At 66.6% G+C, this 22,144-nt stretch carries 20 protein-coding genes, 1 tRNA gene and 1 pseudogene; 4 read left to right on the top strand and 18 right to left on the bottom strand.

All coding sequences use genetic code 11. The features are described from left to right. Window positions 1–540: 540 nt before the first annotated feature. The 8 genes from ACFY23_RS15875 to ACFY23_RS15840 all read right to left on the bottom strand — a co-directional run bounded on the left by ACFY23_RS15875 (window position 541) and on the right by ACFY23_RS15840 (window position 7,238). Entirely contained in the window at window positions 541–1,980 is a 1,440-nt protein-coding gene (locus ACFY23_RS15875; RefSeq protein WP_350681634.1) for a tyrosine-type recombinase/integrase, read from the bottom strand. Then, window positions 1,977–2,162 carry an AlpA family transcriptional regulator gene (locus ACFY23_RS15870; protein ID WP_018784531.1) on the bottom strand — a complete coding sequence of 62 codons (186 nt, stop codon included), beginning with the start codon at window positions 2,160–2,162 and terminating at the stop codon, window positions 1,977–1,979. The genes ACFY23_RS15875 and ACFY23_RS15870 overlap by 4 nt, the downstream gene beginning before the upstream one ends. Then, complete coding sequence (locus ACFY23_RS15865; protein ID WP_350681636.1) at window positions 2,159–3,934, bottom strand: replication initiator; 1,776 nt, start codon at window positions 3,932–3,934, stop codon at window positions 2,159–2,161. Before ACFY23_RS15865 ends, ACFY23_RS15870 begins: the two co-directional genes overlap by 4 nt. Continuing rightward, entirely contained in the window at window positions 3,931–4,506 is a 576-nt protein-coding gene (locus ACFY23_RS15860) for a DUF2637 domain-containing protein (RefSeq protein ID WP_350681638.1), read from the bottom strand. The genes ACFY23_RS15865 and ACFY23_RS15860 overlap by 4 nt, the downstream gene beginning before the upstream one ends. Then, window positions 4,503–4,691 carry a hypothetical protein gene (locus tag ACFY23_RS15855; RefSeq protein WP_350681640.1) on the bottom strand — a complete coding sequence of 63 codons (189 nt, stop codon included), beginning with the start codon at window positions 4,689–4,691 and terminating at the stop codon, window positions 4,503–4,505. The genes ACFY23_RS15860 and ACFY23_RS15855 overlap by 4 nt, the downstream gene beginning before the upstream one ends. Window positions 4,692–4,695: 4 nt before the next feature. Then, on the bottom strand, window positions 4,696–4,956 hold the full coding sequence (locus tag ACFY23_RS15850) for a hypothetical protein (RefSeq protein WP_350681642.1): 261 nt from the start codon (window positions 4,954–4,956) through the stop codon (window positions 4,696–4,698). Next, the gene (locus ACFY23_RS15845; RefSeq protein WP_387036221.1) at window positions 4,953–6,569 is read right to left on the bottom strand and encodes an FtsK/SpoIIIE domain-containing protein; all 1,617 of its coding nucleotides are present in this window, start codon (window positions 6,567–6,569) and stop codon (window positions 4,953–4,955) included. Before ACFY23_RS15845 ends, ACFY23_RS15850 begins: the two co-directional genes overlap by 4 nt. Before the next feature lie 273 nt (window positions 6,570–6,842). Then, window positions 6,843–7,238, bottom strand: coding sequence for a transcriptional regulator (locus ACFY23_RS15840; RefSeq protein WP_166456973.1), 396 nt, complete (start codon window positions 7,236–7,238; stop codon window positions 6,843–6,845). Between the two features lie 1,033 nt (window positions 7,239–8,271). On the opposite strand from ACFY23_RS15840, the gene ACFY23_RS15835 reads away from it, so the two are divergent. Then, window positions 8,272–8,733 carry a hypothetical protein gene (locus ACFY23_RS15835; protein WP_350681664.1) on the top strand — a complete coding sequence of 154 codons (462 nt, stop codon included), beginning with the start codon at window positions 8,272–8,274 and terminating at the stop codon, window positions 8,731–8,733. Here ACFY23_RS15835 and ACFY23_RS15830 read toward each other — a convergent pair. The 4 genes from ACFY23_RS15830 to ACFY23_RS15815 form a co-directional block, all read right to left on the bottom strand. Continuing rightward, complete coding sequence (locus tag ACFY23_RS15830) at window positions 8,717–9,493, bottom strand: glycosyltransferase (protein ID WP_350681644.1); 777 nt, start codon at window positions 9,491–9,493, stop codon at window positions 8,717–8,719. The genes ACFY23_RS15835 and ACFY23_RS15830 overlap by 17 nt on opposite strands. Beyond that, window positions 9,481–10,302, bottom strand: a complete 822-nt coding sequence (locus ACFY23_RS15825) for a GntR family transcriptional regulator (RefSeq protein ID WP_350681646.1) — start codon at window positions 10,300–10,302, stop codon at window positions 9,481–9,483. Before ACFY23_RS15825 ends, ACFY23_RS15830 begins: the two co-directional genes overlap by 13 nt. Before the next feature lie 149 nt (window positions 10,303–10,451). After that, on the bottom strand, window positions 10,452–10,793 hold the full coding sequence (locus ACFY23_RS15820) for a precorrin-4 C11-methyltransferase (protein WP_350681648.1): 342 nt from the start codon (window positions 10,791–10,793) through the stop codon (window positions 10,452–10,454). After that, window positions 10,786–11,118, bottom strand: coding sequence for a hypothetical protein (locus ACFY23_RS15815; protein ID WP_350681650.1), 333 nt, complete (start codon window positions 11,116–11,118; stop codon window positions 10,786–10,788). Before ACFY23_RS15815 ends, ACFY23_RS15820 begins: the two co-directional genes overlap by 8 nt. A gap of 553 nt (window positions 11,119–11,671) precedes the next feature. Here ACFY23_RS15815 and ACFY23_RS15810 point away from each other — a divergent pair. Beyond that, the gene (locus ACFY23_RS15810) at window positions 11,672–12,073 is read left to right on the top strand and encodes a GntR family transcriptional regulator (RefSeq protein WP_350681652.1); all 402 of its coding nucleotides are present in this window, start codon (window positions 11,672–11,674) and stop codon (window positions 12,071–12,073) included. A 1,206-nt stretch (window positions 12,074–13,279) separates the two neighbouring features. Here the strand turns inward: ACFY23_RS15810 and ACFY23_RS15805 are convergent. The 5 genes and pseudogenes from ACFY23_RS15805 to ACFY23_RS15785 all read right to left on the bottom strand — a co-directional run bounded on the left by ACFY23_RS15805 (window position 13,280) and on the right by ACFY23_RS15785 (window position 19,624). Then, window positions 13,280–14,407 carry a hypothetical protein gene (locus tag ACFY23_RS15805; protein WP_350681654.1) on the bottom strand — a complete coding sequence of 376 codons (1,128 nt, stop codon included), beginning with the start codon at window positions 14,405–14,407 and terminating at the stop codon, window positions 13,280–13,282. Next, window positions 14,404–16,788: an ATP-binding protein gene (locus ACFY23_RS15800; RefSeq protein WP_350681656.1), complete on the bottom strand. Its 2,385-nt coding sequence runs from the start codon at window positions 16,786–16,788 to the stop codon at window positions 14,404–14,406. Before ACFY23_RS15800 ends, ACFY23_RS15805 begins: the two co-directional genes overlap by 4 nt. A 41-nt stretch (window positions 16,789–16,829) precedes the next feature. Beyond that, window positions 16,830–17,501, bottom strand: coding sequence for a hypothetical protein (locus tag ACFY23_RS15795; protein WP_350681658.1), 672 nt, complete (start codon window positions 17,499–17,501; stop codon window positions 16,830–16,832). 216 nt (window positions 17,502–17,717) lie between these two features. Continuing rightward, window positions 17,718–18,023 (bottom strand): annotated as a pseudogene (locus ACFY23_RS15790) (Eco57I restriction-modification methylase domain-containing protein); the annotation flags it as partial. 1,517 nt (window positions 18,024–19,540) lie between these two features. Then, a tRNA-Tyr gene (locus ACFY23_RS15785) sits at window positions 19,541–19,624 on the bottom strand. Between the two features lie 148 nt (window positions 19,625–19,772). Here ACFY23_RS15785 and ACFY23_RS15780 point away from each other — a divergent pair. Further along, window positions 19,773–20,267, top strand: a complete 495-nt coding sequence (locus ACFY23_RS15780) for a YajQ family cyclic di-GMP-binding protein (RefSeq protein WP_350681660.1) — start codon at window positions 19,773–19,775, stop codon at window positions 20,265–20,267. Window positions 20,268–20,521: 254 nt separating this feature from the next. On the opposite strand, the gene ACFY23_RS15775 is transcribed toward ACFY23_RS15780, so the two are convergent. Further along, window positions 20,522–21,502, bottom strand: a complete 981-nt coding sequence (locus ACFY23_RS15775; RefSeq protein WP_350685030.1) for an NADPH:quinone reductase — start codon at window positions 21,500–21,502, stop codon at window positions 20,522–20,524. 166 nt (window positions 21,503–21,668) lie between these two features. Between ACFY23_RS15775 and ACFY23_RS15770 the strand changes: the two genes are divergently transcribed. Beyond that, window positions 21,669–22,121, top strand: coding sequence for a YfbM family protein (locus tag ACFY23_RS15770; protein ID WP_350685029.1), 453 nt, complete (start codon window positions 21,669–21,671; stop codon window positions 22,119–22,121). Window positions 22,122–22,144: the final 23 nt, after the last annotated feature.

Genomic DNA, 22,144 nt, shown 5'->3' with positions numbered 1-22,144 from the left:
CGAAAGAGGCCCTTGACCAGCGTTCGCGCTGGTCAAGGGCCTCTTTCTGCACCTGGTGGCGGGTAGAGGATCCGAACCTCTGTAGCTTTCGCGACGGATTTACAGGGCGTCCGCGATCTTGGTTGGGTCACCTGCGCTGAGCTGCGACTTCTGCCCTGCGGACGGCGACTTGCCGAACAACTGCCCACCATCTGCCCACGCCCACGGCCCTGCCACTATGCCCTCGCCGGAGGGTTCAACACGGTGCCAGGCGGACACGGTGCCAGGTTTGCACTGTTGCCATTTGGCACTGTGCCAGCGCCGCAGAATTTTTTTTAAAGGTCGTCCTCGAACCACGCGCTGAACTCGCCGGCTGTACCAGTGCGCCCAACGCCGCGAGGAGAGCCGACACCCCAACCATGGCCAGCTGAAACTTCGTCGGAGCCTCCGAGAAGCCGGTTACCGCAGCCGAGCCCGCAGCACACGCAGCCACAAAAGATGACAACCGCCGGCCTCGCCTCTTGGGGTTCGAGCGCATGCACGCACTGTTACACACCGGCGCTAGCATCCGAGGGCGTCGCCGATCTTGTCGTTCATGGTGTCGTCTCCCCCGTCGATGCAGTTGGCGTAGACGCGGAGCAGGACGGCGACGCCGTGGCCCAGGCGCCGGGCGACCTCGGTCGGCGGGACGCCGGCATTCAGCCAGAGCGAGGCCGCCGCGTGACGCAGGTCGTAGGGACGGCGTACGAGAGGCGAAGCGACCTGCGATTCGGTTAGCGCCTTCTCGCGAGCGAGCTTCCACCACCGGTCATAGACCGACTCGGAGAGCGGCCCGCCGTGCAGGCCCCGGAAGAAGCGCCCATCCGGGCCGACATCGTGGTTCTCGACATGCGCGCACAGCAGCTCGACCAGCCGGGGCGGGATCGGGACCGTCCGGGTTTCCTGCCGCGCCCGGTGCTTGAGGCCGCGCCGCTCGTGTGAGCCCCCATCATCGGTCCAGTGCGACCCGGCGCGCGGAGCCGTCCCGGCGAGCACCAGGCGGCCCCAGCGGTATTCGACCTTCTCGTGGTCGCACGACTCGGAAGGCTTGACCGCCGCCAGGTCGTCGAAGTCGGTCCCGCAGTCCAGGCAGCGCCCAGGAAGGTCGCAGTCCTCCCGCCGCAGGTCCGCCGCTTCCGAGGGCCGCATGCCCGCGTAGTAGAGGCAGCCGAAGAAGGCTGTGACCTTGTCGGCGCGTTTGCCGAGAGATTTCACCGCCTCCAACAGCGTGGCGACCTGAGCGGGGTTTGCCACCACCCGCCGGTCGATGGACTGCGCGACCTCGGGGGCGGTCCACTGGACCCGGTCGACGGGGTTGGACGCGATCAGTTCCAGCTCGACGGCGTACCCGAGCGCGTTGTAGAAGGTGGCCCGCTTGCGCTGGACGGTGGAGGCAGCCGCGGGCTTGCCGTCGAGGCGTACGCACAGGCTGTCGAGGACTCGGCGGACCATCGCGGGCGAGTCAAGCTCGACGACCGGTAGCGACGCGGTTTCCAGCCAGGCGAGTGCCGCCGCGTGGTCGGCCGGGATCTCGTCGGACCAGCGACGCGGGTTCAGCCCGTAGAGGTACAGCGCCTCACGGAGCACGGCGTCATCCGGCCGGCCCCGCTTCGTCGGCCGGGTCAGGGTCACCGTGATCGAGGTCAGCGCCTCGACGATCGACCGCCGGGTCTTGGCCGCCGCCCGGGGCCACTTCATCTCGACGTACGCGCGGCTGTGCGCGTACCAGGTGGTGGGGTTCTTGGTTCTGGCCTCGGAGACCGGGCGCCCGGTGGCCGGGTCGAAGGGCTCCCCCGCATTGGCCGCCTGGACCAGCTCGGCGCGGAACGAATGCGCCAGCGCCTTGGTACGAAACATCTCCTCGAAGCGCTGGCCGCTCACTGCCCAGCGGACCCGCCAGGGCCGAGCCTTCCGGTCAGCGCGCTTGCCGATCTCCCAGATCTGGACCTCGTAGCTCTTCACGCGGCGTCCTGCTCCAGCTCACCGAGCCACCGACCGAGCGCCGACCGGCGGACCCGCAGTTGCCCGTTTGGGAGCTTGATCACCCGCGGTCCCTTGCCGGTCTGCCGCCAGTAGAACCAGGTCGAGCGCGGTACGCGCAGCTCGGCGAGCACTTCCGGCACGGTCAACAACTCTTCGTTCACTGTCTTTCCTCCCCGTGGTGCTGTGCGCTGTGCTGAGTTGCCGAAAGATCTGAGGACCCCTGCGCGGCCCGGTCCTTGGCAGCGAGCAGTTCGGACCGCCAGCGGGCGCGTTCGCTGATCGACCGCATGAGCCGATGCGACAGCGGTCCCACGTCGGGGTCGTCGGGCCGGGCGAGTTCCCAGGCATGCCGGACCCGTTCGACGGTGGCGCCCTGGTCGTCGACGAGCTGCCCGGCCTCGCCAGTCGCGCCGCTGTCGGTGGTGGCGCCGAGCAGGGCACGCACCCACGCCCGCGCGTCGTGCTTGTGATCGGCGAGAGTCTTGCCGGACCAGTCGCGGGAGATGAGGATGCGCCGGCCGCCGATGCCGAGGGTGTCCCGCTGGTGCACCTTGCCCTTGCAGCGGCCGGGCTTGAGCTTCGCGTGCGCCTTCTTCGGCTGGACGCCGTAGAGCAGCCAGTTCGCGCAGCGGTCGGTGCACGGGGTGAGCTGGAGTTGCTGCCAGAGCCGGTCGAGGTGTTTGCGCTGCCGGTCGGTGGTCGCCTTGTGGCAGTCGCCGGTGTGCTTGGTGATGTACTTCGTGACGTACCGGATGGTCCGCTCGGCGTCCTCGGTGCCGGGCATGACGCCGCGGGCGTCGACCTGGGCGCCGAAGCGGACAACGTGCACGGGCTCGGCGTCCGGGTCGTCGTCGATGGCGTCGAGGGCTTCCGTCCAGGTACTCAGCGACTCGCGGGTGTCCGGGTCGACCCACGCCGCCGCCTGCTCATCCCAGACCGGGAGCCGGTCGAGGGTGTACCGCTGGACGTCGACCGAAGGCCACCACACCTGGTGATAGGTCGCCGCCGCCACGGTGCGCAGCACGTCGCGGGGGATGGTGCCCCGGATGGCGAAGTGCGCATGTGGGGCGAGTCGACGTTGGGGCTCGACGCAACCGGCGTACTGGACGTTCCAGCCCTCACAGCGGCGCAGGTTCTGCCAGAACCGGTCGAGCAGCCGGGGGAAGTGGACGGCGTCCCAGGCGGCGCGGCGGTAGTCGTACCGGTCGGGGTTGACCGGGGTGCCGTCGGGGCGGACCGGCCCGTACGAGTCGAGGGTGAGCGTGAGCCACATCGACGGCCGGAAGGTCGACCCGTCCGGGGCGGTGTACGTCTTGCCGACGGTGCGCCGCTCAACCTTGCGCCGGGGCAGGTCGGGGGCGTCCTGGCGCCGCTTGGTGGAGCGCTTGCGCCGGCGGCCGGGCTCATCGTCGGAGTCCTCGTCGACGTTGCCGTGGGGTGGCCCGACGCGACCGCGTAGGCCCTCAGCGGCGATGGCCTCTTCCACCTCGCGGATTGCCTCGTCGAGGTCGGCGACCTGGTCGTACTGGCTGGCCCGGCATGCTTCGTCCCGGGCGAACTCGAAGTGTGCCCGAAGCAGGATCAGCGATTTCTGTTCCTCGGTCGCGGGTTCCGGGCCGGGTAGCGGCTCGTCGTCGCGGTGCCAGCCCTCCCGGATCTGGGCCTGCCGCAGCCGGCGGTTCTTCTTCGCGCACGGCGCGCACTTGTCTTCGCGGGTCGCCCCGCAGGGCAGGTCGATGACCTCAGTCAGGCCGGTGTCGAGGTCAGTGCGGCGCATCGCCAGCGGGCGGACGCAGACGCCGTACTCGGCCGCGATTTCTTTGAGTACGTCGACCGAGCGGGGTAGCGCCATGCGGGCCGCCCGCGACCCCGGCCGAGGAGCAACCGGGGTCGGGGCGGCGGGGGCGAGACCGGGCAGGGTCGGAGCCGTCATCGGATGATCCCGACGACCTGGGGCCGGTTGGGCTGGACGACGCCGAGCGGAGGCAGCACCGCCGACGGGGCCGGGCGGACCGCTGGGGCGGGCACGGTCGGCTCAACCGGTCGCTCCGGTTCAGGCTCGGTGACGACCTGCTCTGGGACCTCATAGGTCCAGTCGAGGGGCGGTTGGTCCGGCTCAGGAGCCGGGACGGTCGCAGGTGCGCTGGACAGGACGACCTTCACCAGGGCGAGAAACGCCAGCGACGGAACGGCCGCCACGATCCAGCCCCACACCGAAGGTTCGGCTTCCGCGACCTGGGCGGCGAGGGAGAGCAGCGCGAACGCGACCAGGAGCACGCCGACCAGGCCGACGGGACGACCGGCGCGACGGCGGGCGCGGATCTCCAAGCCAAGGTAGATCGCCATCAGCTCGACGGCTACAGCGTTGGCCCAGCCGATCCAGTCGGGCTGGCCGTGGGCAACGGTCAGGTCGTGGACGTGGGTGAAGGCCGCAGCACCGGCCATGGTGCCGATGGCGAGGAGGATCAGCACGCGTACGCCGGACTCGGCCCGGTGGCGAATCATCGGCCACCCCGGGGGCTGCGGACGGTGAGGGTGATGTGGATGTGCTGCCCGTCGAGGTCGCGGCGGCGGTTGACCATGTGCGCCAGTCCGTGCAGGGCGGCGGCGAGCCGGTCCGGGGAGTCGTTCAGCTCGATGTGCAGCGGCTTGAGTCGGTGGGTGCCGAGGAAGAAGCGCTTGAGGGACATCGGGTTACCTCCGGGCCGGGATGACGCGGGTGCGGATGTGGTCGGGCGGGTCGCCGAGGGAGGCCACCGCTTCGGAGAGGCAGCGCCACAGCGCCCACGCCTCGTCGGGAGTGAGGTACATGCGGCGCCGGCCGCCACCGACGGCGAGATAGAGCGGGTACGGGTCGGGCCGGTCCGGGTCGACGCGGACGGATACCGCCGTCGGGCCGGTCGGGTTCGGTGCGCGCAGCCGGTAAAAGCGCCGGCTGTCGGTCGGGGCGGTCACCGCGGCTCACCTCCGTCGGTGTCGAGGATGTTGCGCAGCGCGTCGGGCAGCAGTGGCCCGCGACGCGGCCGGGGCAAAGAAGGCCGGACCGGTTCGGGGGCCGACTCCCGGCCGACCTGGGCGAGGATGTCCGCCGCGTCGGCCGGGGCCGGGTACTCCCGGGCGAGGTCGCGGATGTGGTCATCGGTGATGTACGAGAACCGCACGCGCAGGGGCTCGGGGGTGCCGTCGAGGATCACGTAGCCGACACCCTTGGCCCACCTGGGCATCTGGTCGGCCAGGGCGCCCCGGTTGCGTGCGCCGTCGCCCAGCACGAGGTCGACCTGTGCCGCTTCGGTCAGGCCGAGCGCGATCCGGGTCGGGAACAGGTCCCGGAACGGCAGCACCTCCTTGCGGGGGTCCTGCAACGCGGCCACGACCAGCACGCCGACCCCGGCACCCTGGGACAGCAACAGACCCAGCGATCCTGCGATGCGCTTTCGCAGGTCGACGTCTTGCAGGTACGCGGTGAGCGCGGCCATCTCGTCGATGACGACCACGACCAGGGGGTCAGCTTCGGTCGGGGTGTGCACCCGGACGGTTCCGGCGAGCCGGGTCTGTCGTTCCCGCATCACCGTCACGGCCTCGTCGAGGAGGTCGGCCATTGCCTCGAAGGACTTGCAGGCGAACCGGGCGAACAGCGGCCGGCCCATGGCGAACTCCATCCCGCCCTTGGGGTCGATCACCCAGAGGCGGACCAGGCCGGAGGTGATGCCGCCGGCCAGCGACCGAACCAGCGACCAGAGCACCGAGCCCTTGCCGGACCGGGTGGCCCCGCCGATGAGGACGTGCGTGGCGAGCAGGTGCAGGGACCATGTGCCCAGGTCTTCCCGCCGCGCGAGGGGAAGAGCGGTGAAGTCCGGGACGGCCGGAGCGTCGAACGGCGCCACGACCGGCCGCAGGGCGTCGGTGCGGACGAGCACCAGGTAGACCACGGTCGGCCGGTCACGGAACCGCACCCGGTCCACCAACCCCAGCACCAGCGCCCAGTAGCCGGTACGGGTCGGCGGGTCCTCGGGCCGCTCGGAGTACACCCGGGCGTGCCGCCGGCCGAAGGCGTATGCAAGGTTCGCCGTGACCTTCTGGAAGTCGGCCGGGGTCTGCCCGCGGACCATGCGGATGGTCAGCACGTCGAGGGCCTGATCCGAGCGCACGCGCAGCAGCTCGGGCAGGACCGCCCGATGGTCGTACGTCTCGGCGAGGCCGCACAGGGTCATGGCCTCACGCCACGCCCGCCGGTACACGAAGACCTGACGGAACCGGCCGAGCAGCGGCCCGGCGCACCATCGCCACCAGGACGCTTCGTCCCGCCACCGCCACACGGCCGACACCGCCGACGCCAGGACCAGCGGCACGACCAGGCCCGCCCAGCCGTGATCGGCGTATAGGACGACGGCGAGCACGGCCAGGCCCACGGTGACCGGGTGGCGCAGACACCACCAGCAGCCCCGGGCGAGCCAGCGCAGCACCAGGCCGAGCACGACCACCCACATCGGCAGCTCGAACCGCTTTGGCCGGATCACCATCAGATCCCCGGCGGTCGTCATCACCACCTCGCCACGCGGCCGGCGCATCATCGCGCACCCCGCAGCGACACGAACCGACCCGACGAGTCCCGGACCGGAGGAAGGGGAAGAACGAGTTGCCCGACGCAGAGCGGGCAGCGGTCAGCCGCGCCGCCGGCCGGGTCGAACCGGGACTGACAGACGCCGCACCGAGGCTGAGCCGGGGCAGCCGAACGCCTACGCTTGGACACGTCACTACCTCTCTCGACAGAGCAGGGAAAGAGACAGAGGGCGGGGCTGCCGTCCGCCAAGACCTGACAGCCCCGCCCCCACCTGATGCGGCTACGCCGCCGCCTTCTTGGCCACGCCCGCCGGCGCACGCATCCCGGTCGCCCGCAGCGAGTACGCCATCCGACCGTTGTTCGACACGTACGGCGTGACCGTCATGCCCTCGAACTCGACCGCCTCGAACGGGGCGCCCGTCGGCGGAACCGGCTGGTAGTCCGCCGAGATCTTCACCGTCGTCTCCCGGGAGCGCTTGCCAAGCTCCGGGTCGAGGTCCATCACCCGCACCTGCCACACCCGCTGGCCGGTCAGCTTGTCCTTCGCCGGCGACCGCCGACCCGTCTTCTCGTCGTAGTCCTCCACCTCACCCAGCGACTCGGGCACCAACGCGCACCCCGCCGGGAACACGTCCTCACAACGCACGGCGAACCTCGTACCGCCACGCAGAGCCATCGCTCAACCTCCAGGTTGTTGGCATGTCTGCCAAGTTGAGGCTCCAAGGTAGACGGCACTTGGCAGACAAGTCAACAACCTTCGTGGGCCCCGGGAATGCCGTTAGCGATCGCCTACCTGGCCCCTCACTGGTGGGCCGCCCTCAGCTGCGCCCGAGCGACGGCGAAGCTTGCAAGGAGGCGGGCTTGCTAGCAAACTTGCTTGCAAGCAGAGTTGCTAGTGGTATCGGATTGCACGCGCGGAAGCTGGATGCGAATCCAGCGCTCCGGTCGCGCGATTCAAACCGGTGATCGGAAAGCTGCAACAGAAGCCAACAAGTAAGTAGATCAGTAGATACTGCAAGTGTGGCGTGCATAGAACGCCATGTGTGACGTGTGTAGAGTGCACTTCTATAAGCTGAGGTTTGGAAGTTGAGGTGCGTTGCACGTTCAACGCATCGAGCTTCCACCGAAGATGTGGTGACCTGTCGTGAAGAGCGGGAGGTTCCCATGCAGGAACGGGCCCCCGCCGTGCCCTAGGAAGCGAAGGCGGGAGCCCATCGGGCGGTCGGCCTACCTAACCAACTAGGTGGGCCGGCCCCCATCCCCATCCCTGAACATTTCCATGATCAGCGATGCCATGATGGGCGTACTGAGCTTAAAGAACCAGCTGAGCGCGTCCACCAGGCGGCGACGCCGGCAGGAATCGTTCCTACGGACCCGACCCCGCGCCTTGCGGGGCCTGGGCCTCTTGGGGGACCTGGTCATACTCCACCTCCTCGCGGCGACATGAACGAATCGCCTCCGACGTTGAGGAGGCGACCGGACTGCTTGCGCGTCGCAGGTCGGTCGAGTCTGACTCGGAAAGAATCATAGCCATACGGGCGGGAATAATTGCAAGCGACACTCCTCGAATTGACGCCAAACTCTGATCTTGGGAGGGCGATTCTTTGAGGTACCGCGTGGCTCCTTGACCAGGACCGGCATCTCCTGTAGCTGCGCCATTCGCGCTGACGCACTCCGCAGCCCCACGCTTTAAGCTCTCGCCACTGGGTATAGGCACCGCCATGGCGGATAAGCAGGGGAGCCAGGCTGTCGACGAAGGACACTCGCGGCCGGCGGGCGTGGACGACACGACCGTCGAGGCGCTAGGCGAGTTGAGTAAGGCGCTGGAGACGATCCACCGAGTGCGGGGTCACCTGTACTCCGCGCACCAGCTCGTCGGCGGCGCGGATCTCACCCTCGACCGGGTGGTGAAGCTGCTCCGCGAGGCCAGACACGACGCGATGGCCGACCGGGTCGAGCACGAACTGTTGGGGCGCAACGTGCTACCGGGCCGGTGGACCTTCCAGATCGTGGAGGAGTTCGACGACGGCTACTACGCCGCGTTCCAGGAGATCGAGCGGGACGCGCGGGAGAAGTTGGCCGGCGGGCGCCGGCACATCTACGAGGCGGAGATGAAGCAGCGACGCCGCACCCATGGCGTGCCGGGGCATGAGGCTACGCCGGAGGCGTGAGCGGCAGACCGTTGGGCAGCATCGAGGCCAGGGCGTCAGCTCTGGCCTCGATGATCTTCATGCGCCCCTGATACTCGGTCGGCTCCCGGTGCGCAGCCTGGCTGGTGACTTGGCCGGGCCACTTTCGGTAAAGCAGGCCGTACTCCCGGGTGAAGTAGCCCTCACTGACTGCGTTCGCGGCGAGCAGGAGGCCCGTGTCCTCGGAGGCGGGCAGGGCCATCCAGCCGCCCAGGGCGAAGACGAGATCCCGCCGCAGGCAGAGCGTCGCCGGATGCACCGATGCCCGGTAGTCGTTGGCGCGCCAGAAGGACAGGACGGAGCCGCGGGCGACGACTCCGCCGGCCGGGTCCTTCTCCCATCCGGCGGTTGACCCGTCAGGCAGCAAGTCGAGTACCCGCGAGGTGGTCCAGCCGATCTGCGGATGCGCGGTGAACGCGGCGATGTCCCGGGCCAGCGCACCGGGGGTCAGCTGGTCATCAGCGTCCAAGACCTTGATGAGATCCCCCGACACCCGGGCCAGCGCAAGGGTACGGGCCACCCCAGGTCCACCGGAACGGCCGGTGCCGAGGCTGATCCGAGGATCATCGGGCAGCGCGTCGACCAGGGCGCCGGTCTGCCCGTCTTCCTGGACAAGCCATTGCCAGTCCCACCCGGCGGGCATCTCCTGCTTGGCCAACGACTCGTAGGCGCCAGCAAGGTGCTCGATGCTGGGCGCGTGGACCGGGGTGATGACCGAGACAAGTTGGGTCAAGTTCTCCACCGCTTGAGTTTGCTGGAGTAGACGAGTTCTGTCCGGTCACCCGGCATCACGACGTCCGCGACCTCGACGACCCGGCCCGTGGTGTCAACCGAGGTCTTCCGCACCGTAAGCACGGAGACGCCCGGATCGATGTCCAGTAGCTCGGCTTCATCCGGTGACGGCGGACGTGCCCGGACCTCATCGTCGATCCGGTCCAGCTCAATGCCGAGGGTGTAGAGCTGGTGCTGCGTGCCGCCCGGCCACGGTTCCTTAGCCTCGTCGAGCAGGTCCGGGTTCGCGGCCACCAGCTCGTACGGCAGGTACGAGTAGGACACCGTCAGCGGCGCGTTCTCGTGCTTGGAGGACGTCCAGTAGACCCGGCGCAGCAGCGGCGTTCCCGGCTCGACCTGCAAGGCCGCCGCCATCTCGTCGTCGGCGTTTACGCGGGAGTACTCGGCGTGGAACTTGAGGTCGTCGACGGTCAGGCCGGTGTCGTGCTCGGTGGCGCCGGTCTTCAGCCGCTCGGTCTCGTCGAGCAGGACCCGATCCTTCTCCCACTGGTACCGCTCAGTGTTGCGACGGCGTACCCGCTGGCGGGGTGCCCGCACGTAGGTGCCGCGCCCCTGCTCGGCCCGGACAAGGCCCCATTCCCGGAGCTGCCGGATCGCGTTGCGCACGCTGGTACGGGACAGGCCAGATGACTCGGCCAGCTCGGTCTCGCTCGGCATCAGCGTGCCCGGTGCCAGCTCACCGTTCATGATTTTCGCCCGCAACTCCTCCGCGAGTTGCAGGTAGCGAGGGCGCCAGTCCCGGCCATGCACACCGGTCACCGTACCCCCTAGACGTTCCAACGTCTGCCAGGTGGTCCCCCCAGCAGGCCGCTCGGGAACCGGAGGGACCATTACCGCAGCTCGCGGCGACTGCGGACGGCGAGGGCCGGAAGCACGAGAGGCAGCTACGCCCCGACGGCTGCTGGTGTTCACCGTGTCTCCCCCGCCCGTTCGTGTCGACCAACCGGTGCCAGCATCACCAGGCGGGCATGCGTCAGCTCGTCAATGAGCCGGTCCACCTGCGCCGGCGACAGGAGCACCGTCTGCGTTGCGCCGTAGCGGGTCGCGTCGAGCTTCACGGCCAGGTCCCGGCGCGCGAACCGATCGACGAGCAGTTGAACGCTGACCCAGCCGGTCCGCTCCCGCCCGATGGTGGACGGGAAGCCCCGGTGCATCGGGTCGTTCGGTCCACAGCCCCGGCACCACATCGGGCACACGACCGACACGATCGACGACGACGGCCGCTCCATCATGGGTTCGCCCTCACTCATCGTCGGCCCCCTGGTGGCCGCCAGCTTGCTTCATAAGCCCGCGGAGCTGCTCGACCAGTTGGGCAACCTGCGGCAGCGGCAACTCCGCCCAGGCGTTCCCGGCCCGGCACGTCGCATGAACCGCGATCAAGGGCGTCCGGGCATCGGCACCGATGAGGTACGTAACGATGAGCCCGCCCGCCCGGGTGTCACCGACCCGGTGCATCGGCCCGCGATGGCGGCGGGCCATGTGTGTCATCAGCGGCGGCACCAGGTGGCCGCAGCGATCCGGGGCGCACCAGTCCGGGTGGCTCGTGACGTTCGCCGGCTTGCCTATGCGGCTCATCGGGGCCACCTCCCGCTGTTGCCGCGGTAGGCCTGCGCCCGCGTCATCAGTGGCGCGTACCGCAGCGCGGGCAACTCCCGCGTCGGCCCCGCGGACCACCGTTGCGAGGTCGGGACAGAAGCCGGGCGTGGACTCGACAAAGCGTTGGTACTGCCGGCGGCCAGGGTCGGCGGGCGCCTCCAGAATCGCCAGGACGAGAACCAGCGGCGCCGACGATGAGAGCCGGACATCGCACCTCCACAGATAGGCGGGGACCGGTGGCCAGCCACGGGGGAATGCGGCCGGCCACCGGCCCGGATGAAGGCACGGCGCACCGTCCGACGCAGACGGGTCGGGTATCGCCGAGCCAACTTGTACGCGCGGCTACCGCAACCGGCCCGACAGGACGCCGCGCGTCAGATGCGACCAGGGCCGGCATGGCACCACCCCTGATACAGGCCGTCACTCTGGCCGCACACCGGGAAACGTACCTACAAGTGGACGTGTTGTCCATACGCCGAAACGGGTCACGCGGTTGGCACTTGGTAAGACAAGTGCCAGGTACGGTGAGCGTGTGCCCACCCCGCACTACGGACAGCCCCGCTATCGCACAATCGCCAATGAGCTGAGGAGACGCATCGAAAGCGGCGCCATCCCGCCCGGCGTCCTCCTGCCAGCCGAAAGCGCGCTCACCGCCGAGTTCAAAGCAAGTCGGGGGACGGTGCGACAGGCCATGGCGATCCTGCGAGATGAGGGTCTGCTAGTAACAGCCCACGGACGAGGAACGTACGTCTCCCCGCAGGCTTCGCAGAGCGTGGATAGCACCGTTACGAATACTTGGCACGAACGAGAGGTAGACGAGGAGTTGGCTGCAGTACTGGATGTTCCAGAAGGGACGCGCTTGCGGACCCGACGGGAGATCCGTCGGTCTGGCTCCCGAGTCGAGTCGGTAGTGGATTACTACGACGTTAGCTAGTCCCCACCATCGACTCCAGATTACGTCCGCAGTATCGAGCATCCCGGCCTTCGCTGCTTCCTCTCAGGGAGGAACGACGTGCGGGAGCAGCCTCAGCGCTGGTGAGGAGCTGCGCCTGTCGCGGGTGCTAGGCGGACCCCGCCACGGCGAGCTGCACCAGCAGGGGCGCGACGACCACGCCGAAATGACCAGCTCAGAGCGCACACCGTCAAAGCTGGAGAGCGTGGGGCCGAGTGTTATCGAGCACTAGGGCGACAATCGAGCGACGGTGGCAAAGCAGGTACGCGCGGCATGGTGGGACGGCCCGCACCTGCTCGCGGGTGACGACCATGTGCGGCGGTGGGAGCTGCACAAGGACGACGGCGGATGGCGTGTGTGGTCCGTCGAGCTGCCTCCGTGGTACGGGGTACATGTGCGGACCGACGTCTATCGGCGATGAGAACCAGGACGTGAGCCGCAGTGCCTCTGGCGGGCGAATTTGCCACGCCGTCGCCGTTCATCTCCCGCCCCTGGTCGCCGTCGGCCTACACGAGGCGGTTCACCATCTGTCTCGCTTCGTCCTCGATGTCGATCACCTGCCTAACCATGTAGAGCAGCTAGGGCTATCGAGGTGCAGGGGTCGGCCACCGTCTCAATTGCCCCCTGTCCATCGGCAAAACGAGTCCCCCAGTAATCCCCTTATCGCTAAGTTGCTCCCACATACTTCTTAACTCAACCCGCGTGATCGCCTCCTCCTGAAGTGCCGCAATCAAGACATCTACGGTGCTATGTGCACGAATTCCTAGATCATCAGCCACTGTTCGTGCAGGGTTCTCATCAATCAGGGCAACCGACGCCGTCTCCTGGGCAAACACCAGAGTCTCCGACTCGCCGAGGTCCGTATCTCCTACTGACGATTCCCGCTGCGCCGCTCGGACAAGATCCCGCATCTTGTCAACCTCTGCGCGGTCCTCACATACATGCGGCTCTCCGAGCGCACTCCTCTCGCGTCCGATCCATGGCTTAGCAGCGTCGGCAAGTTCAACGTTGCGGCGACTTGAGGGGGCTCTCTGCGCGTGATGTGCGATCTCGTTCGCCACCGCCTCCGTCCAACGCATGCGTTGGTGGTATCTCTTCCGAATAAATCGGATCCCCCCGGGCATGCCGCCGAAACACAGAAGCGGGCCAGTGTCGAACGCGATCAGCTTCGTCGGGAAAGACGCTGTCTCAGTCACTGTGGATTCCTGCCCCTGCTCGCCGCCTATCGCCTCGCGCTACCATTCGATACAGACCTGGGTCATCCTGGAGCTCGTCGAACCGAGCCCAGGGCTCCTGAGCGAAAACCGGCCAAAAGTCCGGCGCTAGGCGCACACAGCTAGAGGCGTCTGCAACATCCATTGCGGCGTAGTCACTGTCAATCGTCATAACAGGGACGTCCATACTAAGGGTCTGCAGGGGCCGCCCGTGCATCTCTGTCATTTGCTCCGCGAGAGCTGCCGCCTCGTCGAGCTCCGGCGATGCCCGCATCAGTAGATCATCAACCAGTGCGTCCAAACCTGCTCGCCACCAACGTGCATCGCTTAATGCTGCCAGATGGCCCGTATACAAACACTCATAGAGCGCGGCCGAGAGCGGGGACGATTCTTGGAGGATTGCGTCGAATTCGACGACGTCGAGCCGGAGAAGGGTTGCGGCCCAGTGTTTGGGGAGGAGAAACGTCGGAAAAGGCAGAATCCGATGTGCGAACCATCTGAGCCATGCAGTGCCGGCGGTGTAAGCAGCTACCGTATTTTCTGGGGGGTTGCATACCTGAACGTCCGCCAACGCGCCTTCAGTCCACTTCGCGTCGGGCAAATTCAGCCATCCCTTGCCCTCATTCCACCGCAAAGGATCCGCAATTAGAGGTCGAAGTCCATCAACCGCCTCTGCAATACTGTGAAGTTGGTCCGCAATCCTAAGATCCTCCTTCTTGAGGACCCAGTCCAGACCGTATTGGGACGCGATCGCGGGCTTCCGAATTTCCACGGGGAGTCCGTCCGCAAGTGTAGGAAGTTCGCCCGTACGGAGGACTACCGCGGCGTGATGGTCTAGTTTACGCAAGTGGCCCGTGACCACGGCTGCTATCGCTAGACCATCACGTGGCCAATACAGACACTCCGACGGATGTGAAAGAGTCGACCATTCGAAGCGATGGTCGATCGCGATCACATCAGCGGAGCCGATGTCGAGCTGCGTTACCGCATCGGGAGCGCGTACATCAACTTCAAGATTGGACGCACGCAGGCCGGCGGCAACTGACTCCTCCTTCTTAACTTCGTCATCAATCACAAGAACCCGAGGGGTGATCGCGCTCAATTGCCTATCCTCCGACCCGGAACTCGTATCTCAATCGCCGTATCATATCCGGGGGACGGCGCAACGAACCGTACACTCCCGTTATACTCAGCGAGAAGTCGCCGCACAATCGGTAGACCCATGCCCATGCCCTGGCCCAGCACGGTGTCGACGTCGGTCGTTGTTGACTCGAACGGCCTAAACCAGCGCTCCGCTGTGGCAAGGTCAACCCGTACGCCCGTATTTTCGACTCGCAGAATAAGCCCCCCGTCGTTAGAGGGCTCTGCTCGTATGAGAATCCGGCCTTTGTCTCCCGCCGCCTTGACTGCGTTGGTGAGGACGTTGGTCATTGTGATTGTAATTTCCGCCGGAAACATCGGCGGTGTCCTTGCCGAACGATCGAGCTGCTGGGACACCTCGATATCGCGGTCCCTGATCGAGGCGGTAAGCAGACGCAGGCTCGGTTCAATCGCCTGGGCATACGGCAGGCGACGCCTTCGCCTTCGCGCGTCTGGGCCCACGACCTCAACCAAATAGCTACTCTGGCGAGCAAGGGATTGCACGAGCTCGTCGGATGCTGTCTCGAGATCCTTGAGAAGTGATTTGCGCTGTGTTGCATTCTCTTCCCGTCGAGCCGCCTCAGCTAGCGCACGGATGGACTGGGCAAGCCCTAAAATTCCATTGATGTCGTGAACGAAGGCAGCAAGCTGCAATCCCACACCGGCAAGGATTTGAAGGGTAGCCCGACCCTCATCACCCTTTTGGGCTTCTTCGATATAGTCAATTGCTCGTTCTATGATCTCTAGCCGTGCACTCGCCTCAGACCTATCGCCCAGTTCACTATGCAAGCTTTTCAGTTGCCGACGGGTCACTGAGATCGACATTCTGATGTCGTCGTTGACGCTAAGTTCGGCCGAAGGGCCGGCCGCAAGGCTCTCCTGTACGTCAGGGCGTGCAGCTTCCGTCTCGGCACCGCGTGAAGATACAGCCCGCTCCAGGTTCTGCTTTAGCGCAAATTGTCGCTGTTCCTTGGCGGCGCTTCTGTGGGCGGCGCGAACGCGCGTGAGCAGGTCAATACCGTTACGAACCAGCTCGCGAAGCGTCTCGAACGCCGCATCTTGGACGAAGCCTTCGCGGTTAACCACTGGGCGCAACGAAGCCGCATCTTCTCCGGTCATAAAGACGGCGCCGGCGTATTGGTCGTTGCCCTGAATCGAAAAAGTTTCGGTACTAATCGGCTCCAGGAGACGATTCGATGCGTCGTCTAGTTTTGGGTCCGCAAAGCTTCTCTCGCGTCGTGAGTAGTCCCGGTCAAGGTAAAGCCAGTCATCACCACCATCGCCGTAAGGAAGCACGCGGAAGCCCTCAACATAGACGCGCACCCCACGCGATGCCCTTGCGAACTTTTGAAGCGATGCGGCTCTCTCGCCGATTCCACCGATTGATCCAACTCGAGCGTAAATCCTTGCCGAGAAAAACGGCCCGCTCTTTGGGTCTGGATGTTCGCGCCGAAGCTTATACGAGCGCAACTCCTGGTCGCTGGCCCGCTGCGCCAGCGACGGCTGGATATTGAAACGAACACCGTCTGATCGTGCGGAAATCTCAAGTAGCCAGTCTGCCTGTTCGAGGAGTTGCGGCCAGAGGTCCTCGCCTGCATTGAGGTCGCCCTCGAACTTGATGCGGAATCCCGGATCCTTTTCAGTCTTAGACGAGACGGCTAGATCGCTCAAAAACGCTTCAGGGCTAAAGAGCTTCTGAGGGGGTTCTTTCACAAGGTCATAGGGCGGTCTGCACGAAGCAACCTGCGCGACGAAGGTCACCAGTGCCTGGGAGGTCCAGCGCCTTCTTAACTTCTCTAACCGAAGTTCGGTACCCTGCGCTTGCTCATTACGGGCATCGAAGGTAACAACGTCTATGCCGTTCTTGGCGTCGTCGATAGTTTCATAGTCGTTCTCGACGCGCTCCCAGTCGATCACGGCACGAACGCCACGGCGATCAGTGGCTGTTGCAGCCCGCGGCTTGGGCGTGGACTTGATAACAAGGCGTCTGGCAAGCTTGTGTGCGCTGAGCCGACCGACCCCCTTCGCGCCCGTATACTGGCGGCCGTATTCGGGACTCTTCCGGCTCCCCCGTTCCTTATAGCGTCCTGCGATACGCAGGAATGCACCTCGGAATATGTCAGGCGTCATACCGACACCGTTGTCCCTGACCACAATGTATCCGTCGTCGTGCCGCAGCCGCTCACCACGGACCACGACCACGGATGCGTCCGCGTCGTACGCGTTCTTGATCAGCTCGATCAAGGCAGTGCTATCGCGGCCCACGAGAAGTTCACCCAGCTCTCTGAAGAGATGGGTGTCTACCGAGAAGCCAAACTGCTCCTGGGTCTCCCGCTGCCTCAACACCCGCTCCTTCCGACGACCTGTTGAGCGTAGCGTCGTCGCTACGCTGGGTCCAGACGGCCTGCGATCTCAGCGGGCACCTTAAGCCGAGCTAGGTCCCGCGGCTCGATCTTGAGCGTGCCGCCACCATGCTGCCGAGCAAGCTCCGAAAGGGCCTCCTGGCCGAGAGGTCCCCTAATCCAGTTCGCAAGGATCTCGACCGAATGCAAATCAGCCGGGCGACGCCGCAGCCTAATACCATAAAAAGTGTTGGTCGGAATGGCTGCGACTCGATTGAGGATTAGCCGGAATCTCCCCTTCGCCATCGGTCCGAACAACAGGTCTGGTACCGGAATACGCTCGACGGCATACCAAGGGTCGCGACTCGAGCACAGGTACGCCTCGTGGATGCGATTGAGCTCCCCCAGCTCAATCAGTTGCGCTACCGTAGGCACTTTCGCATCTTCCCTTGTAAGCCACAGGAGCCAACGGCGATCGCCCCTCATCCCGAGCGCGTCATGGGTCTTATGGTCGAGTGTCTCGCCGACAAGGTCTCGCAAACGGGTAGCTGCGGGAACAAATGTGCCCGGAGGCAGGTGCCGCGTTTGAGCATCAGTCAACAGGAAGAAGCGGTTAGCGCCAGTGGCAACACCTCGTCGTATCTGCGCAAAGCTGGCTAGTTCCACCGCTTTTTCCTGCACCTTAGCAGGGTCAGTTTTCCTCTTGCCGAACATGAAGCACTTTGGAGGGGTCCCCACTCGTTCGTGTGATTCGACCCGCACGGTGCGAAAACCAGAGCTTAATAGGCCGTCGATCCGGTGAACAAGAAGCGGAGATTCCCGCCTTGTTTCCGGCCCAACCCAAATGACCATGGCAGCAACCGAAGCAACCGGGAACAGATTAAGCCCGTGAGGAAAGATGTGGAGCTCGGTTGGACGCCGGGTCGCATTCCACAGATACTCTCGGACAGCTTGGGCATATTCAGCCTCAAGCCAGTTTGACGGCAGCAGAAGGCATAGGCTGTCCTGCGGCGCCAAGTTTGCAAGAGAGGCAGCAAGAAAGTAGGTGGATAGTCCTGCGCGTCCGCCCGGCGCAAGGTGCCGGGAGGCATTGCGGGCGCGGAGTTTCACCTCCCGGTTTAAGCCTTGGTGTCTAGTGTACGGTGGGTTTCCCCAGATAAGTCGCGGCCCCGGGGTTCGGTGCCACCCCGTAGATAGCCACTTCAGGAAATCGGTATCGTGCAAGCTCAGCCGCATGGGCAGGTGCGAACTGATTGCTGGCGTCGCGGCCAAGAGGCCGAGCGTCACCACGTTGACATCGACCGCGTGTACGTGGGCACTCGGCCATGCGTCGAGCGCCGACCGAGTGAACGCACCCACTCCTGCCCCTGGATCGGCGATCGTAGCGAAGTCCAAGGCACGAGACTTAATGAGGTCCGTCATGTAGGTCGCGATTGACGGAGGCGTGAAGAATGTACCAAGAGGGCGGCGGCGAGGGGCCGCAACAAGCCGTTCGTATACCTCCGCGAGGGGTTCCGAACCACGACCCAGGCTGCGCCGTAGATCATCTAGGAGATCTTTGCTCAATCGAGGAGCGGAATCGACCCAAGCGAGGACCGCAGGCGGTAGATGATGTGCCTGACGGTCGGGGACCGTTTCGAGGAGCGCACCGGCAACGCCGCCCAGCGCGGCAAGCGACCCTCGTTCGTTCTCGGTAGGACCGGGAACCGTAGACTCAGGCATTGGTTCCAGCCTATTGGCTCGGCACCATGACGCGAGCCGCCGTATCAGCCGCTCATCTTCGGAGGGGTTGACCTGATGACGAGGTGCGAACTGGCGGGTCGCAGGTGGAGGCGAAGTCGTAGCCGACTGATCTGCGCTGCCGCCGCTGGCGAACCGGCTCGCCCGGCTATCTCGCGGCGCGGGTAGTCCAACGTTGACGGTCAGCATGGAGAGAGTCTGCCAGACCGCACGCAGCTCCCATGTTCGCATGGGCGGTGGGTGCTGGCAAAGGTTGACGTGCCGCTATCAGCCTCACGCGCCGCCATGGCCCACCTCCGGAAGTTGACGTGCGCGATCGTCGACGGCACGCTGATCCTGATCGATCGAGTGGTCAAACCAAAAGCCCTACTACCCAAGCATGTCTGCAGCCTGCTGGTGGTGAGCGTCGGTGACGGCCAGGGTTGGTGGTGGTCTGTTCTCCGCCTAGGCTGGGTCGACTCGGACGCTACCCGCGATTGCTACATGTGGTCTGTTGACGAATTGGCCTGTACTAGATCAAGGCGCCGCGCTCCGCGCGGCGCGGGGGCGGTGAGCCGGCCGGCGGCAAACCGCCCCGGCTGCCTTCGGCGCCGGGGCGGAGAGCCACCGACTGCCGCCGGACCGCCGCCCCCGAACTCAGCTGATGCACGAGAGCGGCATGAGCACGGCCAGGCGGTACGGAAGCCGAACGGGTCGACCTCGTCGAGGGCCGGGGCTTCCGACTGCCGCGCCAGTCCAACCCCGGGACTGGCTTGCCCCCGGCCTGCCTCCCGTAGCCAGCGATACGCCAGCGCGGAGCCCTCAGCCGGTCCCTACGTGCACGGCCCGCGACAGCCCGGCAAGCACCGCCAACACCAACAGGCGCAGCCCCAGAGGAGCGCTCAAGGCAAGATCGACCCGCCCACGATCTGCCCACAACCAGTCGTCAACGGCTGGACGCAGCCGGACTCGGCCAGACAAACGACAACGGCCCCCGATCAGCATTCCTGCTGGTCAGGGGCCGTTGGTGCTCCTGGTGGCGGGTAGAGGATTCGAACCTCTGTAGCTTTCGCGACGGATTTACAGTCCGCTCCCATTGGCCGCTCGGGCAACCCGCCAGGGCACCCCACCGCGTCGTAACGCGGCAGCGAGAGCAAGGATAGCGGTTCCCCCCGGCACGAGTGCAACCGGGTACCGTCAGGGGGTCGTACCGCTGGTCAGCGGGGGACACAGGACCACAAACCGCCGGACAGCAGGAGCATGAGCATGGCAGCGAACCCGTCGTTCGACATCGTGAGCAAGGTCGACCGCCAGGAGGTCGACAACGCCCTCCGTCAGGCGGAGAAGGAGCTCGCGACGCGGTTCGACTTCCGGGGCACCGGCGCCGAGATCTCCTGGTCGGGCGAGGAGGCGATCAGCCTCCAGGCGGAGACCGAGGAGCGGGTGCGGGCCGCGCTGGAGGTCTTCAAGGAGAAGCTGGTCAAGCGGAACATCTCGCTCAAGTCGCTGGACGCCGGTGACCCGCGCTCGTCGGGCAAGACCTTCAAGATCGACTGCAAGGTCATCCAGGGCATCGACTCGGACAAGGCCAAGGCGATCAGCAAGAAGATCCGCGACGAGGGCCCGAAGGGCGTCCAGGCGCAGATCCAGGGCGACCAGCTCCGGGTCACCGGCAAGAAGAAGGACGACCTCCAGGCCGTCATCGCGCTGCTCAAGGGCGAGGACTTCGGCGTCGCACTCCAGTTCACCAACTACCGCTGAGCGGGCCGGCCGCCACCTGATCGGGGCCGGCGCGGCGGAGCGTGAGCGCGGGCGGACGCGACCGTCGCCGGCCGTCATCGGTCATCGCCGGATGGCGCTGACGGCCGGGCGGCGGTCCTAACAAGCCAGCGAGACTGAGGCGACAGCCCGAGCCGGAGCAGCGGAACCGAGGCGGCGGCCCGAGTCGGGCCGGCGGAACCTGGGCGGCGGCCCGGGTCAGCGCTGCGGGACCCGGGCCGCCCGGCCCGCCCGGATCAGTCGGGAATGGCCAGCAGCACCCGCTCGCGGGCGCCGGCGTCGACGCGGTCGTGGGCCTCCGCCGCATGTTCGAGGGGCAACGGGTCACCGATCGCGACGGACAGCGCACCCTGCTGCGCGGCCGTCGTCAGGTCGGCCGCAGCTTGCTGCTTGGCCGCTACGGGGAAGTCGTCGCTGCCGAGCAGCCGGATGGTGACGTTGTCGAACAGCATCGGCCAGAACGGGAAGTCGGGGCGTTCGCGCCCGGTGGCGTAGGCGGCGATGACCGCCTGGTTCCTGGCCACGGCGGCGTCGAGGTCTGCGTTGTCGGAGAACGCGACCTCGACGATGCGGTCCACGCCCTCCGGCGCGTGTTCGCGGATGGCGCCGGCCGGATCGGGCTGGTCCAGCGCGACGGCATGCGCGACGGCCGGGCTGTTCACCCGCGCCAGGTCGCCGTGTCGGCGCACCGTTCCGATGACGGTCGCGCCGCCCCAGCTCGCCAGCTGCGCCGCGAGCGCCCCCACGCCGCCGAGCACCCCCTGCACGAGCACGGTCCGGCCGTCGACCGGCCCGTCGGCGAACACCGCCCGGTGCGCGGTGATCCCCGGGATGCCCAGACACGCGCCGACCTCGTCGCTGACCCCGTCGGGCAGGTCGACCGCCTGCCAGGAGGGTACGACGGTCAGTTGGGCCGCGGTGCCGAAGGGCCGGTAGGACTGCGCCCCGAACACCCACACCCGCCGGCCGATGCGGGCCGGGTCGGCCCCCTCGCCGACCGAGTCGATGACGCCGGCTCCGTCGCTGTGCGGAATGACACGCGGGTACGGCATCCCGTACCCCGCCCAGTCGCCGCGTTTCTTGGCGTCTCCCGGATTGACCCCCGACCGGGTCAGTCGCACCCGGACCTCGCCCGGGCCGGGCTCAGGGTCGGGCAGCTCCCCCACCTGGAGCACCTCCCCGGCGGGGCCGGGCCGCTCGTACCAGACAGCGCGCATCGGCGCATCCCTCCATCACAGGCTCCGCCGGCGCGCACAGCTTCCCCGTGAGCTTCCGGCCGACCTCGGGAGCAACACCCGGCCCCCATACCCGCTTCCCGGACAACGGCAGGAGGACCGAGAATCTGTTTCGCAGTCCTGTCGCCGAGGCGGAAGTGGTGGGTTCATGGGCAGTGTGCTGTCGTTCACCCGGGTGACCCCGGAGGAGCTGGACCGGGCGTTCGCGGACCCGGAATGGGCGGCGGAGCACGTGGTCGACGACGAGGAGCGGGCGGGTTGCTGCCTCGACAGGGCCTGGGCCGGCCTCCAGTTCCTGCTGGACGCGGCAGAGGTGGGAGTCGACCTCTACGAGGACGGCGCCGCCATCGACGACGAGTGCACCCTCCTCGGCTGGGACGACGACATGGTCGCCGGGGCCGCTCACGCCCTGAGCGCGACGCCGTTCGAGGTACTTGCCCGGCACTTCGACCCGGGGAGGATGTCCGAGACGAGGGTCTACCCCGGCCTGTGGGACGACGACGACCTCGGCCGCCTGGAGCGGCACCACGCCGAGCTGGTCGAGTTCTTCGTGACGACGGCCGCCTCGGGCGATGCCGTGATCCGGGACTTCAACTTCTGACGCCGCCACCCACCGCCGACGGG

Source organism: Micromonospora sp. NPDC000121, assembly GCF_042899165.1.
Taxonomy (GTDB): domain Bacteria; phylum Actinomycetota; class Actinomycetes; order Mycobacteriales; family Micromonosporaceae; genus Micromonospora.
Note: the sequence above shows the minus strand (reverse complement) of the source record. Positions and strands in the feature narration are given on the sequence as shown.

Bases quoted from the DNA above. Each gene is read 5' to 3' on its own strand.
- ACFY23_RS15865 (WP_350681636.1), bottom strand. From the start codon at position 3,934: ATGACGGCTCCGACCCTGCCCGGTCTCGCCCCCGCCGCCCCGACCCCG.
- ACFY23_RS15860 (WP_350681638.1), bottom strand. From the start codon at position 4,506: ATGATTCGCCACCGGGCCGAGTCCGGCGTACGCGTGCTGATCCTCCTC.
- ACFY23_RS15855 (WP_350681640.1), bottom strand. From the start codon at position 4,691: ATGTCCCTCAAGCGCTTCTTCCTCGGCACCCACCGACTCAAGCCGCTG.
- ACFY23_RS15845 (WP_387036221.1), bottom strand. From the start codon at position 6,569: ATGCGCCGGCCGCGTGGCGAGGTGGTGATGACGACCGCCGGGGATCTG.
- ACFY23_RS15840 (WP_166456973.1), bottom strand. From the start codon at position 7,238: ATGGCTCTGCGTGGCGGTACGAGGTTCGCCGTGCGTTGTGAGGACGTG.
- ACFY23_RS15820 (WP_350681648.1), bottom strand. From the start codon at position 10,793: ATGAGTGAGGGCGAACCCATGATGGAGCGGCCGTCGTCGTCGATCGTG.
- ACFY23_RS15815 (WP_350681650.1), bottom strand. From the start codon at position 11,118: ATGAGCCGCATAGGCAAGCCGGCGAACGTCACGAGCCACCCGGACTGG.
- ACFY23_RS15795 (WP_350681658.1), bottom strand. From the start codon at position 17,501: ATGTTCGGCAAGAGGAAAACTGACCCTGCTAAGGTGCAGGAAAAAGCG.
- ACFY23_RS15780 (WP_350681660.1), top strand. From the start codon at position 19,773: ATGGCAGCGAACCCGTCGTTCGACATCGTGAGCAAGGTCGACCGCCAG.
- ACFY23_RS15775 (WP_350685030.1), bottom strand. From the start codon at position 21,502: ATGCGCGCTGTCTGGTACGAGCGGCCCGGCCCCGCCGGGGAGGTGCTC.
- ACFY23_RS15770 (WP_350685029.1), top strand. From the start codon at position 21,669: ATGGGCAGTGTGCTGTCGTTCACCCGGGTGACCCCGGAGGAGCTGGAC.